This window comes from Pseudoduganella sp. S-14 (assembly GCF_049913285.1).
In the GTDB taxonomy this organism is placed as follows: Bacteria; Pseudomonadota; Gammaproteobacteria; order Burkholderiales; family Burkholderiaceae_D; genus Rugamonas.
Window position 1 is genome coordinate 2,701,683 of the sequence record NZ_CP183991.1, and the last position, 15,883, is coordinate 2,717,565.

Consider the following 15,883-nt stretch of genomic DNA (forward strand, 5'->3'; position numbering starts at 1 on the left):
GGGGTCTTTCAGTTCGGATGGAGCAGATTATCCACCAAGTCGAGCAGGGCTGCCTGCTCGGCTTCGGGAGTGAAAAGCCTGGCGCGGCGGGCGCATTGCTCTTGCAGCCTGGCGTACCAGCCGGCGTCGTCGATGCTTTTGTCAACCAGGGCCGCCAGCGCCTGCGCGTCGCCCAGCGGGAAGTAGCCGAGGTAATCGTCGCCCAGCATGCCGCGATTGCCGCTGATATCGCTGGCCAGCACGGGAACGCCGCTGGTCACAGCTTCGATGATGACGTTGGCGCCGCCCTCCATGCGCGAGCAGATGGCCATGGCGTGGGCAGCTTTCAGCCGCTGGCGCGTTTCGGCATGCGGCAGGGGTCCAAGCCAATGGTAGCGGCCCGGCCAGGCTGCGTTGGCTGCGGTGGCAGCCTCGCCCAGCGCGGGATCAAGCACGCCGCCGATATGCACCAGGCGCGCGCTGCGGGCGGTGACGTGCGAGGCGGCCAACATGAACGTGCGCGGGTCTTTTTCCTCGCGCAGGTGGCCGACCATCAGGATGTCGTGGTGGTGCGGCGCCACTGCGCGGGCGGCCGGCTGCAGCGAGGGTGCGGATTGATAGATGACGCGGGCCTTGGCGCGCAGGTGCGTCGGCAGCTCGTCCAGACCGGCTGGCTGCAGCAGGACCAGCGCGCTGGCGCGCCGCAGCGAAGCTTGCGCGTCGGCGTCGCCGCGGATGTCGCGATACAGGTCGGTGCCGGTCAATACCAGGACCGTTGGACGCTCGGGATGCGCTGCGCAAAAGTGCGCCAGCGGCGCCGCCGAGCGGCGCGCATGCAGGGCGATCAGCAGGTCCGGCGCGGCCTCGGCGGGCCAATCGAAAGCCACGTCGGCCTGGTAGCGCGGACGCAGGAATTGCGCCCAGCGGCGCGCCGTTTGCCAGTTGCCGTTGTTGGCCTGTGCCAGCGCCGGGCTGACGATGCAGATTGTCTGCTTGCTCACTGGTGTAATTCGCTCAAATATCGCTACAATCGACCCATGAACGCCATCCATGCCTCGTTCCGGACCGCCCGAACACAGCAACTTGCCGATGCCTTGCAGGCTGCGCGCCATTATACGCTGAGCCTTTTCGAATGCTTTGCCGCCGCCGGCATGGATGTATCGATGCGCGTGCCGCAAATGCGCATCGTCAATCCGCCGCTGTGGGAGCTGGGCCATACCGCCTGGTTCGCCGAATGGTTCGTTTTGCGCGAGGCGATCTCCAGTCATCCTGCCGATGCGCTGTACATGTCCTTGCTGCGCAAGGGCGATGACTGGTTCGATTCCAATATGGTGCCGCACCGCAGCCGCTGGAGCCTTGACCTGCCCAGCACGGGCGGCGTGAAGACCTACTGCCACGAAGTGCTGGATCGCGTCCTGGACAAGCTGTCGCGCGAACCGAACACGGACGAAGCGCTGTACCCGTACCGGCTGGCGCTGGCCCACGAAGACATGCATGGCGAGGCCTTCCTCTATACCTTGCAGACACTGGGCTTGCAGGCACCGGCGCACCTGACCCACGACGAACGTGTATCCGGCGCTCCCGGCGATATCGCTTTCCCAGGCGGCACGCTGCAACTGGGAAGCGCGCCGGATACGGGCGGCTTCATCTTCGACAACGAAAAGTTTGCGCATCCCTGCTACGTGGCGCCATTCCGGATGGATGCCACGCTGGTCACCAACGCCCAGTATGCTGATTTCGTTGAGGATGGCGGCTACGAACGACGCGAGTTCTGGAGCAATTCCGGCGCCGACTGGCTGCTGCGGCAAGAGCGTTCGGCGCCGCGCTACTGGCGCCGCGACAACGGCCAGTGGCGCACGATGCGTTTCGGCCGGCTCACGACGCTGGCCGCGCACGAGCCTGTGCGGCACGTGTCCCTGTACGAAGCGCAGGCCTATTGCGCCTGGGCGAATCGCCGCCTGCCGACCGAGATGGAATGGGAGTACGCGGCCTTGCACGGCCATCCTGCTTTCCGCTGGGGCCAGTTGTGGGAATGGACGGCATCGCCGTTCGAACCGTATCCCGGTTTTGTGGCGGACCGCTACCGCGAGTATTCGGCTCCGTGGTTCAGTACCCACCAGGTGCTGCGCGGCGCATCGTTCGCCACGCCATCCCGGCTTGGGTCTGCCAAGTTCCGCAACTTCTACCTGCCGGAACGGGACGACATCTTCAACGGCTTTCGCACCTGCGCATTCGAATGAAAAAAGCCGCCCGGAGGCGGCATTGTTTTTTACTTCTTCTTCAGGTGGTCATCCAGCCAGCCGATCACGGTGTGGTGCCACAGGATCGAGTTGGCGGGCTTCAGGACCCAGTGATTCTCGTCCGGGAAGACCAGCAGCTTGGACTCGATGCCCTGGCGCTGCAGGGCGGTGAAGGTGCCGAGTGCCTGCGCGGTCGGGATGCGGAAATCCAGGTCGCCCTGTACCACCAGCATCGGAGTCTTCCACTTGGCCACGTGGTGTACCGGGTTGAACTTCTCGTAGCCGTTCGGGTTGGCGTAGTAGGTGCCGCCGTTGTCCCATTCGGTGAACCACAGTTCTTCGGTGGAGTAGGCCATGCCGCGCTGGTCGAACACGCCGTCGTGGTTGACGATGCACTTGAAGCCGTCGCTCCAGTTGCCTTCGATCCAGTTCATCATAAAGCCGCCGTACGAAGCACCCAGCGCGCAGGCGTTCTGGCCGTCCAGGAAGTCGTACTTGGCCACGGCAGCCGCCAGGCCCTTCTGCAGGTCTTCCAGCGGCTTGCCGCCCCAGTCGCCGCTGATCGAATCGGTGAAGCCCTGGCCGTAGCCGGTCGAACCGTGGAAGTCGATGAACACCGAGGCGTAGCCTGCGCCGGCGTACACCTGCGGATTCCAGCGGTAGCTCCAGCTATTGCCGAAACTGCCCTGCGGGCCGCCGTGCACCAGGAAGGCGACGGGGTATTTCTTGCCCGGCTCGTAGTTCCATGGCTTCATCACGTGACCGTACACGGTCTCGCCGTTTGCGCCCTTGAAGGAGAACTGTTCGTACTCCGCCATCCTCACGTCTTTCAGGCGTTCGGCATTGGCCCAGGTCAGCTGCGTGCCTTTCTGCTCGGCGCCATCGGCCTTCAGCTTCACCAGTTGTGCGCCGCCGCCCAGCGAGGCTTGCGCGGAAATCACGGTGTCTTTCTGCACGTCGAACTCGCCGGCGTAGCCCTTGCCGGTGAGCGCGGTGACCTTGCCCGTGGCGACGTCCAGCGAGAACAGGCGGTGGTTGCCGATATCGTCGGCATTGGCCAGCAGGGCCTTGCCGTCAGGGCGCCATTTGTAGTCGGCGATGGAACGGTCCCATTCCTGGGCCAGCACGCGCTTCTTGCCGGTGGCGACATCCATCAGCACCATATGGAAGCGGTCGGCTTCAAAACCTGGACGCTTCATCATCAGGTACGCGAGGGTCTTGCCGTCCGGGGAGAAGGATGGCTTGGCGTCCCATGCCGGGTTTTCGGCAGTCAGGTTGCGCGGGGCAGTGCCGCCGGCCGCAGGAACTTCGTAGAGGTCGAAGTTGGTGGACCAGGATTCAGCCTTGCCGGCTACGCGCGCCGAGAACACGACCTTCTGGCCGTCCGGCGAGAACTGGTAGTCGGCGTTGTCGCCGAAAGGCTTGGAGTGGACGTCGCCGTCCAGCGCGCCGCTCAGGCTGACCGGTGCGCCGGCCTTGCCGCTGGCGTCGATTGGCGCCGAGTACAGCACGTTGCGGCGGCCGTCGGCCCAGGTATCCCAGTGGCGCACGAACATTTCGCTGTACAGCATGCCGGTGGCCTTCTTCCCGGACTTGTCGTCCAAGCGTTTTTTGGTGCAGGCCAGGTCGGCGCAATCGCGGAACACTTCGAAGGACATGGCCAGGCGGTCACCTTTAGGCGACAGGCGGAAGCTCTCCACGCCCAGCGGGTAATCGGTGACGCGCACAGCTTCGCCGCCGGCGTTCATCGGCAGGCGCCACACTTGCGCGGAGCCAGAACGGCCACTCACGAAGTAGAGCGCGTCGCCGGAAGTGGACCATTGCGGCTGGCTGCTGCTGGCATCGTTCTGGGTCAGTTGGACCGGGGCCGGCTTGGCGGCCTTCAGGTCGATCATCCACAGTTGCGTGATGCCGCGGTTCTTTTCCATATTGGTGGCACGGACGGTGTACACCACGCGGCTTGCATCCGGCGACAGCACAGGGCTGCCAACACGGTCCATGCTCGCCAGGTCTTCGATGGTCAGGCCGCGCGGAGCGGCAACGGCATTGGTTGCCGCTGCGATGGCGGCGCCCAGTACCAGCAGGCGTAAGGTCATTCGGGATCTCCGGTCTGTTATCAAATCTGCCAGCGGGTGGCTGGCCAAGCGGGCATGATACTGTAATATTTCGCGCATGGAGATCAATACTAAGAAAATCGCGGTCTGGGGCTTGACCGGCACGACGGCTGCCTTATGCGCCGGCGCCGTGCTGTTGACGCAAACGTGGTATTCGAAACCGCTCAAGCTCGAATGGTTTTACATGCGCGGTTTTGCAGCGGCCGCGCTGAAAAGCCCGGAGATGATGTCGCGGCTTCACGTGCTGCCAGCCTGGCTCGATTTTTCGAGCTCGCGTCTGGATGACGAATCGCCCCGGCGCCGGCATGAGTTTTACCAGGACATGAAGGACAACCTGGCCATGCTGGAGCGCTACGACCGCAATGAGCTGGGGCGCGAGGCGCAACTGTCCTACGATACGCTGCATTATTACCTGAGCACAGTGGTGGAGGGCGAGCGCTTCCAGCTTCATGAGTTCCCGGTCAATCAGGTGCATGGCCTGCAAAGCGCGCTGCCTGAATTCATGAACGATGTGCACCGCGTTTCCAATCGCGGCGAGGCCGAAAGCTATATCGCCCGCCTGCGAAAATTCCCGCGCAAATTCGAGCAACTGATCGAAAGCCTGCGCGCGCAGGAAGCGGCCGGCATCCTGCCGCCACAATTCCTGGTCGAGAAAGTACTGTTGCAGATGCACGGCTTCGGCAGCCGACCGGCACGCGAGAACATGCTGTATACCAGCTTCAAGGCCAAGCTTGACGCGATCCCAATGTCCGACATGAGCGAGAAGGTGCGCACGGAACTGCTGCAAGGAGTGGCCGACGCAATCCAGAAGAGCGTCTATCCGGCCTATGCCGAACTGGTTCGCCACTTTGTCGAGCTTCAGAGCCGCGTTCACTCCAACGACGGCGCCTGGTCGCTGCCAAATGGCGACGAATACTATGCCTGGTGCGTGCGTTATCACACCTCGACCAATCTGACGCCGCAGCGCGTGCATGAACTGGGGCTTGCCGATGTCGACCGCATCACCGGCATCATGGACCGGCTGCTGCGCCAGATCGGGCTTGAAAAGGGCAGTGTGGGCGAACGAATGGAGCGGTTGCAGAGCGATCCGCAATACCGCTATCCCGACACCGAGGAAGGGCGCAAGCAGATGCTGTCCGAATATCGCGCCATCATGAAGGAAGCCGACGAAAAGCTGGCCGATGCCTTCCTTGCGCGCCCCAAGGCTGCAGTTGAGGTGCGTCCGGCCCCCGCCGAGTCGGCCGCCACGGCGCCAAGCGCCTATTACATGCCCGGTGCGATCGATGGCTCGCGGCCCGGCGTGTTCTACGCGAATATGCGCTCGCTCAATGACACGCCAAAGTTCGGCATGCGCAGTACGGTGTTCCATGAGGTGATACCGGGCCACCATTTCCAGATCTCGCTGGCGCAGGAGATGAAAGGCGTGCCGTTCTTCCGCCGCGTGATCAGTTTTTCGGCATACCAGGAAGGCTGGGGACTGTATGCCGAGCGGCTGGCGTCCGAAATGGGCCTGACGCCCGATCCGCTGGACCAGTTGGGCCGCCTGCGTGACGACATGATGCGCGCCGCGCGGCTGGTGGTCGACACCGGCCTCCATTACAAACGCTGGTCGCGCGAAGAAGCCATTGAGTACATGATGGACAGCACCGGCATGGCCGAACAGGAGGCCACGGTGGAGGTGGAACGCTACATCGTTTCACCGGGCCAGGCGCTGGCCTACAAGGTGGGCATGCTGTCGATTCTCGGCTTGCGCGAAAAGGCGCGCAGCGAATTGGGCGACAAGTTCGACCTCAAGCAATTCCACCACGAAGTCCTGAGCCACGGCGCCCTGCCGATGACGGTGCTGGAGCACGTGGTGGACGACTGGATCGCTCTTCATAAATGAAAGTCGGGGTCAGGTCTGGCGGATTGCCAGACCTGACCCCGACTTTAATTACAGGAGTTGCTTGCCGAGCGCTTCGAGGCGTTCGAAGTAGGCGGTCATGTCCAGCTCTTTACGCGCTACCCCGCTGCGCATTGCCGCTTGCGCGATTTTCGGGGTGACGGTTGGCAGCAGGCGGTCGTCCAGCAGGCCGGGGACCACGTAGTCTTTGCCGAAGCGGACATCGCTGTGCGCCAGGCCTGCCAGGGCAGTCACGCAGGCGCGCTTCATTTCCTGGTTGATCGTGGTGGCGCCGGTGTCCAGCGCGGCGCGGAACAAATACGGGAAGCACAACGCGTTGTTGATCTGGTTCGGGTAGTCCGAACGGCCGGTGGCGATGATCGCGTCCGGTGCCACTTCGCGCACCAGTTCCGGGCGCAGTTCAGGCTCTGGATTGGCCAGGGTGAACACGATCGGCTGCTTCTTCATGCGCTGCACGTCGGATTGCGACAGCACGCCAGGACCGGATACGCCGAGGAATACGTCGGCGCCTTCCATCACGTCGGACAGGGTGCTGGCGGTGGTTTCCTGCGCCCAGTCGGCTTTTTCGCCGGTCAGGTTGCGGGCCTTGGTCAGCACGCCCTTCGAGTCGCACACGAAGATGTTCTCGCGGCGGGCGCCGATGTCCACCAGCAGTTCCAGGCAGGCGATGGCCGCTGCGCCGGCGCCGGAGCAGACGATTTTCACGTCGGCGATGTCGCGGCCGGTCATTTCAACGGCGTTCAGCATGCCTGCGCCGACCACGATGGCAGTGCCGTGCTGGTCGTCGTGGAACACGGGAATGCTCAGGCGTTCGCGCAGCTTGCGTTCAATGTAGAAGCATTCCGGCGCCTTGATGTCTTCCAGGTTGATGCCGCCGAAAGTGGGGTGCATGGCGGCGATGATGTCAACCAGCTTGTCCGGATCGGTTTCGTCCAGTTCGATGTCAAAGGAATCGATGCCTGCGAATTTCTTGAACAGGATGGACTTGCCTTCCATGACCGGCTTGCCGGCCAGTGCGCCGATATTGCCCAGGCCCAGCACCGCGGTGCCGTTGGTGATGACTGCCACCAGGTTGCCCTTGGCCGTGTATTCGTAGGCCAGTGCCGGATCGCGTGCGATTTCCACGCAAGGCGCCGCTACGCCCGGCGAGTAGGCCAGGGCCAGGTCGTCCTGGCTGCCAACGCTCTTGGTCACTGCAATGGCCACTTTGCCGGGCGTGCCGGCTTTGTGGTATTCCAGTGCCTTTTGTTCAAGACTGCTCATTCTGTGCTTCTCCTTTAGTTCTGCGAAAAACGCCCGCTACAGGCCAGTTTAGCCTGTAGCGGGCGTGCTTTGCAGGGCGCTACGCGGGCGCCCGGCTCAGTATTTGATTATGGATACAGGCCACGTACTTCGCGGGCAGCCAGCACGCGGGTGCATGCCAGGATGAAGGTTGCGGTGCGCAGCGATACCTTCTTCTCTTGCGAGACTTCCCACACGGAGTTGAACGCGTCCTGCATGATGCGGGTCAGGCGTGCATTGATTTCTTCCTCGCTCCAGAAGAAGGAGGAGAAGTCCTGCACCCATTCGAAGTAGGACACGGTGACGCCGCCGGCGTTACACAGCACGTCCGGAACGATCAGGATGTCTTTGTCGTTCAGGATGTCGTCCGCTTCAGGGGTGGTTGGGCCGTTGGCGCCTTCCAGGATGATCTTGGTGCGGATCTGGCCTGCGTTCTTGGCGGTGATCTGCTGTTCCAGCGCTGCCGGTACCAGGATGTCGGACTCGATGCCCCAGAAGGAATCGCGGTCCTGGGTCGCTTCTGCGCCCGGGAAGCCTGCCACGCCGCCGGTTTCGGCTACGTGCTTGTGCAGCTGTGCTACGTCCAGGCCGCCCTGATGCACCACGGTGCCGGTGTGATCCTGCACGGCGATGATCTTGGAGCCAGCTTCCGCGAACATGTTGGCAGCGATGCCGCCCACGTTGCCGAAGCCCTGGATTGCAATGCGTGCGCCCTGGATTGCCACGCCGCGCTTTGCAGCCGCTTCACGGCCGGTCACGAACACGCCGCGGCCGGTCGCTTCGCGACGGCCCAGCGAGCCGCCCATCGAGATTGGCTTGCCGGTGACGACGCCGGTCGACAGGTTACCTTCGATCATGGCGTAGGAGTCCATCATCCATGCCATCACCTGTTCGTTGGTGTTGACGTCTGGTGCAGGGATATCCTTGGTGGGGCCGATGATCAGGCTGATCTCGCTGGTGTAGCGGCGGGTCAGGCGCTGCAGTTCACCTTTGGACAGGGTCTTTGGATCGACACGGATACCACCTTTTGCGCCACCGTATGGCACGTTGACGGCGGCGTTTTTCACCGTCATCCATGCCGAAAGGGCCATCACTTCCGACAGGGTGACATCCTGGTGGAAGCGCACGCCACCCTTGCCAGGGCCGCGAGACATATTGTGTTGAACGCGATAGCCTTCGTAGTGGGCGATCGAGCCGTCGTCACGTTCGATCGGAACGTCGACAACGAGGATGCGCTTAGGGCGCTTCAGGGTTTCAACCCAGCGGGACAGGCCGCCCAGGTGAGGGGTGACGCGATCAATTTGTTTCAGGTACTGGCCCCAAGGACCGAGATCTTCAGCGTTGAGGTAAGACGGCAAGGCATGGTTGGTCATTGTGTGACTCGCTCAGGTTGTTCGGTAACGCGGCGAATCTTATTCCTGTGCAATTGCCGAGGCCAATGCCGAGTGCGCATCCGGTTATGCAAAATTTGCATAACCTGTCTTTTTGGTATCAGGGTGGAGTCAAACTACAAACCGCTACCCCAGTGTCTGACCCGCAGGGTCGGACACCGGGTTGCCGGTTTTAACGATCGGAAGCTGGCACGCGCCGCTTGGCCGAAGCCGGCTTTTGTCTTTCCGCCAAATGCTCCCAAAGCCGCGCCACCACAGCCTTCCCAGGCCGCGCCGAACTTGGCCGCTCGCGGTACAGGCGGATTTCCATCTCGATCTCAAACTCCGCGCGCCCGTCGCCGGCAGGCGCCAGCAGCTTCTGCTTCACTTCCCGCGTCACCGCCGATTCGGGCAGGAACGCGATCCCGCGCCCCTCCAATGCCATCATCTTCAACCCTTCCGCCATATCGGTCTCGTAGTGCGTCTCAAGGTGCAACGTCTGCTTGGCATCGGACATGATCAGGTCAACCATGCGTCCCAGGTAGGCATTGGTGGTGTAGGAAAGGAAGGGCAGGGGCGACGTCTTCCGCCCCGGCAGCACGAACTCCGGCTGCCTGGCCTTGTCGCAACGTGCATAGGCGCGCAAAGCCTCGCGCCCAAGCACCAGCATGTCATAGCGCCCCGGATCAAGCTGCACCGGCTGGCGCGGGTGGTGGTAGCAAAGCAGCAGGTCGCAGCCGCCTTCCACCAGCTGCAATACCGCATCGTGAACGTTCAGCGCCATCAGGCGCGAATTGATCGGCGCGAATTCCTCCTCGAGCTGCGCGATCCATTTCGGGATGAAGGTCAGCGACAGCGTGTGCGGCACGGCGAGGTCGATGCTGTTCTGCGTCGCCGCCCGCTTGCCCCGCAACAGTTCGCGCACGCCGTTGATCTGGCTGAGCATTTCAAGCGCCTGCTCGTAGAACACCAGCCCTGCCGGCGTCACGCGCGTCGGGTAGGAGGTGCGGTCGATCAGGTCCATGCCCAGCCAGTTTTCCAGCGACTGGATGCGCCGCGAGAACGCAGGCTGCGTGACGTGGCGCAGTTGGGCGGAGCGGCTGAAGCTATTCGTTTCAACCAGGGAGATAAAGTCTTCCAGCCATTTTGTTTCCATGTACAAGATCCTAAGCAGCGGTTGCGATGCGGCGCATTGGCGTGAACAGCAGCGCAAGCGTAGCGCAAACGACCAGTATCACGCCACCGCCAAAGAACATTTGCGGCAAGGTGGCGCTTTGCATGATCCAACCGGTGGCTGCCGACGACAGCGGCGCCAGGCCAAACAGGATGAACATGAAGATGCTCATGACACGTCCCATCATCTGCGGCTGTACGCGCTTTTGAATCCAGGTGAACACGGCCACCTGCACCAGGCCGACCAGTGCACCGAGCGATAATAGCAGCAAGCCGCCTTGCCAGGCCGTGGTGATCAGGCCAAGCGGCATGATCAGCAGGCCGGCCATGGCATCGACCGACAAGGCGAGCAGGCCAATGCGTACGGGCCTGCCGGCATTGAGCTTCGCTGTCATGCCGGAGAACGCCATGCCCGCCAGCATGCCGGCGCCATGGGCCGCCATCAGCATGCCGAAGGCAGCGCCGTCGTGCAGGCGTTCCTTCGCCAGCACGGGCAAGGCTACCTGCATGGTGCCGCCGATCAGTACCGAGACCAGCCCCCAGTAAGCGAAGCAGGTGCGCATCTCGACGTCGCGCCACACTGCCAGCAGGCCTTCGCCGACCGCGTGCAGGACATTCTGCGGCACCGGCCGGGCGGCGCCGGTGTCAGGCAGGGGAACCACGCGCGACAAGGTCCACGCGGAGACCACGAAACTCAGACAGTCGAACGCAAAGGCCAGGCCGAGCGCCCGCATGCCGCCAGTTGAATCGCCCGATTCGCCAACGGCCAGCAGCAGCGCGGCGAGCAAGGGGCCCGCCAGCATGCCGACCTGGCGCACGCCCATGGTGGCGCCGTTGGCGGCTTGCAGCAATTGCGGCGGAATCGTGCGTGGCATGATCGAACTGCCGGAAGGATAGGCAAACGCCTGGGCCAGGCCGATGCCGAGCGATAGCGCGTACACCAGCGGCAGCGTGGCGGCGTTGGCCAGGGTGAGCATTGCCAGGGCGCCCACCAGCAGTGCGCTGGCATGCTTGGTCAGCATGAGTACCCGCTTGGGCGAATAGCGGTCTACCACGGCGCCGCCGATCAGGATGAAGATGGCGCGCGGTGCACCCAACAGCGCTAGCACCAGGCCAAGCGACAGCGGGTCGCCGGTCAGTTTCAGCACGAGCCAGGGCAGGGCGATCAAGGTGAATTGGTCGCCAAGCATGGACAGGATGCCGCCGCTGAGCAACCAGCGGAAATTGGCATTGGTTTTCAGGCTGGGTTCCGGGTTCATTATTGGGGTCCGATCAGGTTGGCGAGAACGGCGTTCAGCGGTGCCAGCTCTTCGTCGTTTGAATGGCGCAGCAAGTCAGCCGCATATTCGTTGGCGGTGCGCTGGGCGTTATCCAGCAATGCGTGACCAGGCGCGGTGATGACGGCATAACCGACGCGCGCATCGCGTTCGTCGGCCTGGCGCGCTACCCAGCCGGTCTTCTCCAGCGGCAGCAGGGTACGGGTGACGCCGGACGCGGTCAGGCCCAGGCGGTCTGCCAGGTCGACGCGCCGCAGGCGGCCGCCGGGCGCATTGGCCAAGCTCTGCAGCAGCATGAAGTCGCTGAAACTCAAGCCATGGTGACCGCCCAGCACGGTGTCCAGGCGGCGAATAATGGTGGCGTGGGCGCGTGCGAGGCGCAGGCAGAATTCGAGTGCGTTATCCATGATTGTTCATTGAAAAGTGTTTGAGCGATCAAGTATATCGAAACTTCTTGCCGCGCGCCATAAAAACATGCGGACCGGCTTCAGCGGTAAACTATAGCCATGAACAACCGCCGGTCATTCCTCAAGAGTTCCGTCGCCGTGGCCTCGGCCCTGGCGCTGCCGGCGATGGCGCGGGCCGCCATCGCGGCGCCGCATGAGCGCAGCCTGCGTTTCTACAACACGCATACCGGCGAAACCCTGCGCACCATGTTCTGGGCCGAAGGGCAGTTCATTCCCGAGGCGCTACAGGACATCAACCACCTGCTGCGCGATCACCGCAACGAAAAGGTTGCAACTATCGATCCGGAGCTGATCTTGCTGCTTAACCGCGTCAGCTCGCAGTTCAGCAACCATGAAGTGATCCACGTGATATCCGGCTACCGGTCGCCTGAAACCAACCAGATGCTGGCCGAGTCCAGCGGCGGCGTGGCAAAACACAGCATGCACATGGAAGGGAAGGCAATCGACGTGCGCATTCCCGGACGCGACCTGGAGCGTCTGCACAAGGCCGCGCTGGAGCTAAAGGGAGGTGGCGTCGGCTATTATCCGACGTCACAGTTCGTGCACATGGACACGGGACGCGTGCGCCACTGGTGATGTCACTGGCGCCCAAGCAGTGGGTAAGGATTGACTGGCTTGCCCTGCCACCAGTTCTTTTCCGGACCCAATTCAAACATGGCGAAATGCAGGTGCGGCGCCGAGGGATCGGCATTGCCGGTGGTGCCCACGTAGCCGATCAAATCGCCACGCTTGACTTGCTGGCCCTCTTTCAGCGCAGTGGCGTAGTGGTCCAGATGGGCATAGTAATAAGAGTATTTTTCGCTTGGGTCGAACTGGTAAATCGTCAGGCCGCCAGGCTTGCTGGTGAACAGCTTGGCGATCTTGCCATCGGCCACCGCATAGACCGGCGTGCCGAGCGGAGCGAGGATGTCGAGTGCTTCATGCATGCGCTCGGAACCGCGTGGCTGGCTGTAGGTGTCCTGGATCTGCGCGAACTTCACGCCGGCCACGGGAATCAACAGCGAGCTGCCGCCGCCGCTGGCCACCAGGCCGCCAGAACCGCTGGCCTCGGCCGGACGCATGCCGGCCAGCGAATCGCCCGCCTTGCCGGGAGCACTGGCAACAAGCGGTGGATCGATTGGGGCTGCCTGGGCCGGCGTCAGCGCCGGCGCCGGAACCGCAGCAGGTTCAATAGCGGGCGATGTGGCCGGCACCGTTGACGGCACGGATGCGGGCCGGTCGCCCGGAATCGTCATGGCCGCAGTTTCGCGATTATCAAGCGGTACGCGGCTAAGCAATAGCAGCGTGCCGCCGGCACCGAGGACCATGCCGACAATCAGGGTGCCGAATGCGCCAATGGGTCTCATGGCAACCTCCTTATTGTTGTAGCACGACTGGCGTCCCTGGTCCCACGGCATCGGCGACGCGCGCGGCGTCCCAGTTGGCGAGCCGGATGCAGCCGTGTGACTGGGTCTTGCCGATTTTGCCCGGTTCCGGCGTGCCGTGGATGCCGTAATGATCTTTCGACAGGTCGATCCACACGACGCCGACCGGGTTGTTCGGGCCGGGCTGGATGGTAGCCTTGCTATCGCCGGGCTTCGCATCCCAGAACAATTTCGGGTTGTAGTGGAAGGGCGGATTGCGCGCCACCCCATTTATCTTCCAGTGCCCGACGGGGAGCGGGTCATGCTCGCTGCCGGAGGTGACAGGCATCTGGGCGATTACTTTGCCGCCCGCGTCGAGCAGGGATAGCGTGTGATCGCTGCCGTCCACCACGATGCTGGCCGCTTTTGGCAGGGCGGGCGCGGCGCCGACGTTCGGCACCATGATTTGTGCGCCCGCCTGTTCGATATCCGTGCCGGGGTTGAGCTTGCGCAGGAAGGCGGGGCTGACATGGAAGCGCTCTCCCAGCGCTTCGGCTGCACTTGAGTAAGCTAACGCCGGCAGTTTCGCCTTGTCGGCCATTTCCTCCGGCACCGGCGCAAACGGGCCTGCAGCGTCGCCATCGGTCACGGTGTAAGTCACCAGTACCGGCTGGCCGTCGTCGAGCGCGGCCAGCGTTGCGTCATCTGCCTTGCCTGTTTGGGGCAGGCCCCGCGAGCGCTGGAAGCCAAGCAGCGCTTGCCGTGTATTACCGCCGGCGGTGCCGTCGATCTCGCCGGCGGAAAAATTGGCCCGGTCCAGCAGCACCTGGGCGCGCACGATTGGGGAGGGCGACTCCGGGGCTGCGTGCGCGCCCGTGCTGGCTAACAACAAGGCAATCAAAGTCGTTCTCATGGGCGCAGTGTCGCGCCGATTCCTCCGCTGATCCGTTCGGTAACGTACAAAGCAAAAAGGCCGCCGGGTTACCCCAGCGGCCTTTTTTGTGATGCGCTAAAGATTAGCGATCGCCCCATGGGCGGCGCGGTGCATCGGTGCGCGGGCCCTTGAAGCCGCCCGCATCGCGGTCGCGGTTGCGGAAGTTGCTTTCGCCGCGCTCGCGGAAAGCGCCTTCTTTACGGACGCCCCCTTCTGGGCGCTCAGCGCGGAAACCACCTTCGGCACGGAAGCCGCCACCGTCAGCGCGGTTGCGGAAGCCGCCTTCGGCAGGGCGCTCAGAGCGGAAGCCGCCCTCGTTGCGGTTGCGGAAGCCACCCTCCGGGCGCTCGCTGCGGAAACCGCCTTCGGCACGGAAGCCGCCCTCATTGCGATTGCCGGCAAATGGGGCGCTATCGCTGCGATAGTGGCCGCCTTCCGAGCGAGGCTTGGAGAAGGAACGCTGGCCTGGCTTGGCGTTGCGGCCATCGCCTGGTTTCCAGCCTGGGCGGGAGGCGGTGCGCGAAGGCGCTGCACGCTTAGGCTCGAAGCCCTCGATCACTTCGACCGGGATCGGCTGGCGGGTCAGGCGCTCAATGCGGCGCACCAGCATGTTCTCCGCGTGGTTCACCAGCGATACTGCGATACCGTTACGGCCAGCACGGCCAGTACGACCAATGCGGTGCACGTAATCTTCAGGGAACTTAGGCAGGTCGTAGTTGAACACGTGGGTGATGTTCGGCACGTCGATGCCGCGTGCGGCCACGTCGGTTGCGACCAGCACTTTCACGTTACCGCGGCGCAGGCCGTCCAGGGTGCGGTTGCGCGCGCCCTGGTGCATGTCGCCGTGCAGCGCAGCGGCGGAGAAGCCGGCGATGTTCAGGCGATCGGCGATGGTGTCGGCGTCACGCTTGGTGGCGGTGAAGACCACTGCCTGGTCCATGGTTTCGTCGCGCAGCAGGTGGTCCAGCAGGCGGTTCTTGTGCGACAGGTCGTCCACGAAGTGAACGCGCTGCATGATGTTTTCGTGCTTGGTGGTGGCGGTGTTGATCTGGATGACCAATGGATCCTTGGTGATGCGGCGGGCCATATTGCCCACCACGCCGTCCAGGGTTGCCGAGAACAGCATGGTCTGGCGCGAATCAGGGGTGGCGGCCACGATCTTCTCGATGTCTTCGATGAAGCCCATGTCCAGCATGCGGTCGGCTTCGTCCAGCACCAGTACTTGCAGTTGCGAGAAGTCGATCTTGCCCTGTTCCATATGGTCGATCAGGCGGCCAGGGGTCGCGACCAGGATTTCCGGATTGCGCGACAGCAGCTGCATCTGTTTCGGGTAAGGCATGCCACCCAGGATTGCCACGGATTTGATGTGGCGCAGGTTGGAGCAGTACTTGGTGGTGTTGGTGGTGACTTGCAGGGCAAGTTCACGAGTCGGGGTCAGCACCAGCATCTTCGGCTGGGCAGGGCGGAAGCGCGGACGCTCGCCGCGTGCACGCGCCGACTGGGCTTCTTGCGCGGACGTCTTGCCAGAAGTGCTGGCGTAAGGCGCGCTGGCCAGGCGGTGCAGCGATGGCAGCATAAAGGCCGCGGTCTTGCCGGAGCCAGTTTGCGAGGAAACCAGCAGGTCCTTGCCTTCAATTGCCGCAGGGATGGCTTGCTGTTGAACCGCGGTCGGCGCGGTGTAGCCGGCTTCGGTCAGTGCGGACAGGATGGACGTGTGGAGACCAAGTGCTTCAAAAGTCATGTAAATCTTTCGTAAAAAGCGAAAAAATAGCTACGCTAAACCAGAACGAAACGACTCTATT

General features: G+C 63.1%; 13 protein-coding genes. 3 read left to right on the forward strand and 10 right to left on the reverse strand.

All coding sequences use genetic code 11. The annotated features are described in order from the left end of the window. Positions 1-8 precede the first annotated feature (8 nt). Complete coding sequence (senB, locus tag ACN9MZ_RS12480; protein ID WP_426342426.1) at positions 9-980, reverse strand: selenoneine biosynthesis selenosugar synthase SenB; 972 nt, start codon at positions 978-980, stop codon at positions 9-11. A 36-nt stretch (positions 981-1,016) separates the two neighbouring features. Here senB and senA point away from each other — a divergent pair, with 36 nt between their 5' ends. Next, positions 1,017-2,219: a selenoneine synthase SenA gene (senA, locus tag ACN9MZ_RS12485; RefSeq protein WP_426342427.1), complete on the forward strand. Its 1,203-nt coding sequence runs from the start codon at positions 1,017-1,019 to the stop codon at positions 2,217-2,219. A 29-nt stretch (positions 2,220-2,248) separates the two neighbouring features. Here the strand turns inward: senA and ACN9MZ_RS12490 are convergent, their stop codons facing one another. Continuing rightward, complete coding sequence (locus ACN9MZ_RS12490) at positions 2,249-4,315, reverse strand: prolyl oligopeptidase family serine peptidase (RefSeq protein ID WP_426342428.1); 2,067 nt, start codon at positions 4,313-4,315, stop codon at positions 2,249-2,251. 76 nt (positions 4,316-4,391) lie between these two features. Here ACN9MZ_RS12490 and ACN9MZ_RS12495 point away from each other — a divergent pair, with 76 nt between their 5' ends. Then, positions 4,392-6,218 carry a DUF885 domain-containing protein gene (locus ACN9MZ_RS12495; RefSeq protein ID WP_426342429.1) on the forward strand — a complete coding sequence of 609 codons (1,827 nt, stop codon included), beginning with the start codon at positions 4,392-4,394 and terminating at the stop codon, positions 6,216-6,218. Positions 6,219-6,266: 48 nt separating this feature from the next. Here the strand turns inward: ACN9MZ_RS12495 and ACN9MZ_RS12500 are convergent, their stop codons facing one another. The 5 genes from ACN9MZ_RS12500 to ACN9MZ_RS12520 all read right to left on the reverse strand — a co-directional run bounded on the left by ACN9MZ_RS12500 (position 6,267) and on the right by ACN9MZ_RS12520 (position 11,744). Then, the gene (locus ACN9MZ_RS12500) at positions 6,267-7,499 is read right to left on the reverse strand and encodes a malic enzyme-like NAD(P)-binding protein (RefSeq protein ID WP_426342430.1); all 1,233 of its coding nucleotides are present in this window, start codon (positions 7,497-7,499) and stop codon (positions 6,267-6,269) included. Between the two features lie 107 nt (positions 7,500-7,606). Then, positions 7,607-8,890: a Glu/Leu/Phe/Val family dehydrogenase gene (locus ACN9MZ_RS12505; protein WP_426342431.1), complete on the reverse strand. Its 1,284-nt coding sequence runs from the start codon at positions 8,888-8,890 to the stop codon at positions 7,607-7,609. Between the two features lie 190 nt (positions 8,891-9,080). Further along, a complete protein-coding gene (locus ACN9MZ_RS12510; RefSeq protein WP_426342432.1) occupies positions 9,081-10,043 on the reverse strand; it encodes a LysR family transcriptional regulator in 963 nt (320 codons plus the stop codon). A 10-nt stretch (positions 10,044-10,053) separates the two neighbouring features. Continuing rightward, positions 10,054-11,319 carry an MFS transporter gene (locus ACN9MZ_RS12515; protein WP_426342433.1) on the reverse strand — a complete coding sequence of 422 codons (1,266 nt, stop codon included), beginning with the start codon at positions 11,317-11,319 and terminating at the stop codon, positions 10,054-10,056. Further along, complete coding sequence (locus ACN9MZ_RS12520; protein ID WP_426342434.1) at positions 11,319-11,744, reverse strand: MarR family winged helix-turn-helix transcriptional regulator; 426 nt, start codon at positions 11,742-11,744, stop codon at positions 11,319-11,321. The genes ACN9MZ_RS12515 and ACN9MZ_RS12520 overlap by 1 nt, the downstream gene beginning before the upstream one ends. 99 nt (positions 11,745-11,843) lie before the next feature. Between ACN9MZ_RS12520 and ACN9MZ_RS12525 the strand changes: the two genes are divergently transcribed. Next, positions 11,844-12,380 (forward strand): DUF882 domain-containing protein, encoded by a 537-nt coding sequence (locus ACN9MZ_RS12525; protein WP_426342435.1) that lies wholly within the window; start codon positions 11,844-11,846, stop codon positions 12,378-12,380. Between the two features lie 2 nt (positions 12,381-12,382). Here the strand turns inward: ACN9MZ_RS12525 and ACN9MZ_RS12530 are convergent, their stop codons facing one another. The 3 genes from ACN9MZ_RS12530 to ACN9MZ_RS12540 all read right to left on the reverse strand — a co-directional run bounded on the left by ACN9MZ_RS12530 (position 12,383) and on the right by ACN9MZ_RS12540 (position 15,822). Next, entirely contained in the window at positions 12,383-13,150 is a 768-nt protein-coding gene (locus ACN9MZ_RS12530; protein ID WP_426342436.1) for a M23 family metallopeptidase, read from the reverse strand. Positions 13,151-13,160: 10 nt separating this feature from the next. Next, entirely contained in the window at positions 13,161-14,060 is a 900-nt protein-coding gene (locus ACN9MZ_RS12535) for a L,D-transpeptidase family protein (protein ID WP_426342437.1), read from the reverse strand. Positions 14,061-14,163: 103 nt separating this feature from the next. Next, positions 14,164-15,822, reverse strand: coding sequence for a DEAD/DEAH box helicase (locus ACN9MZ_RS12540; RefSeq protein WP_426342438.1), 1,659 nt, complete (start codon positions 15,820-15,822; stop codon positions 14,164-14,166). Positions 15,823-15,883: the final 61 nt, after the last annotated feature.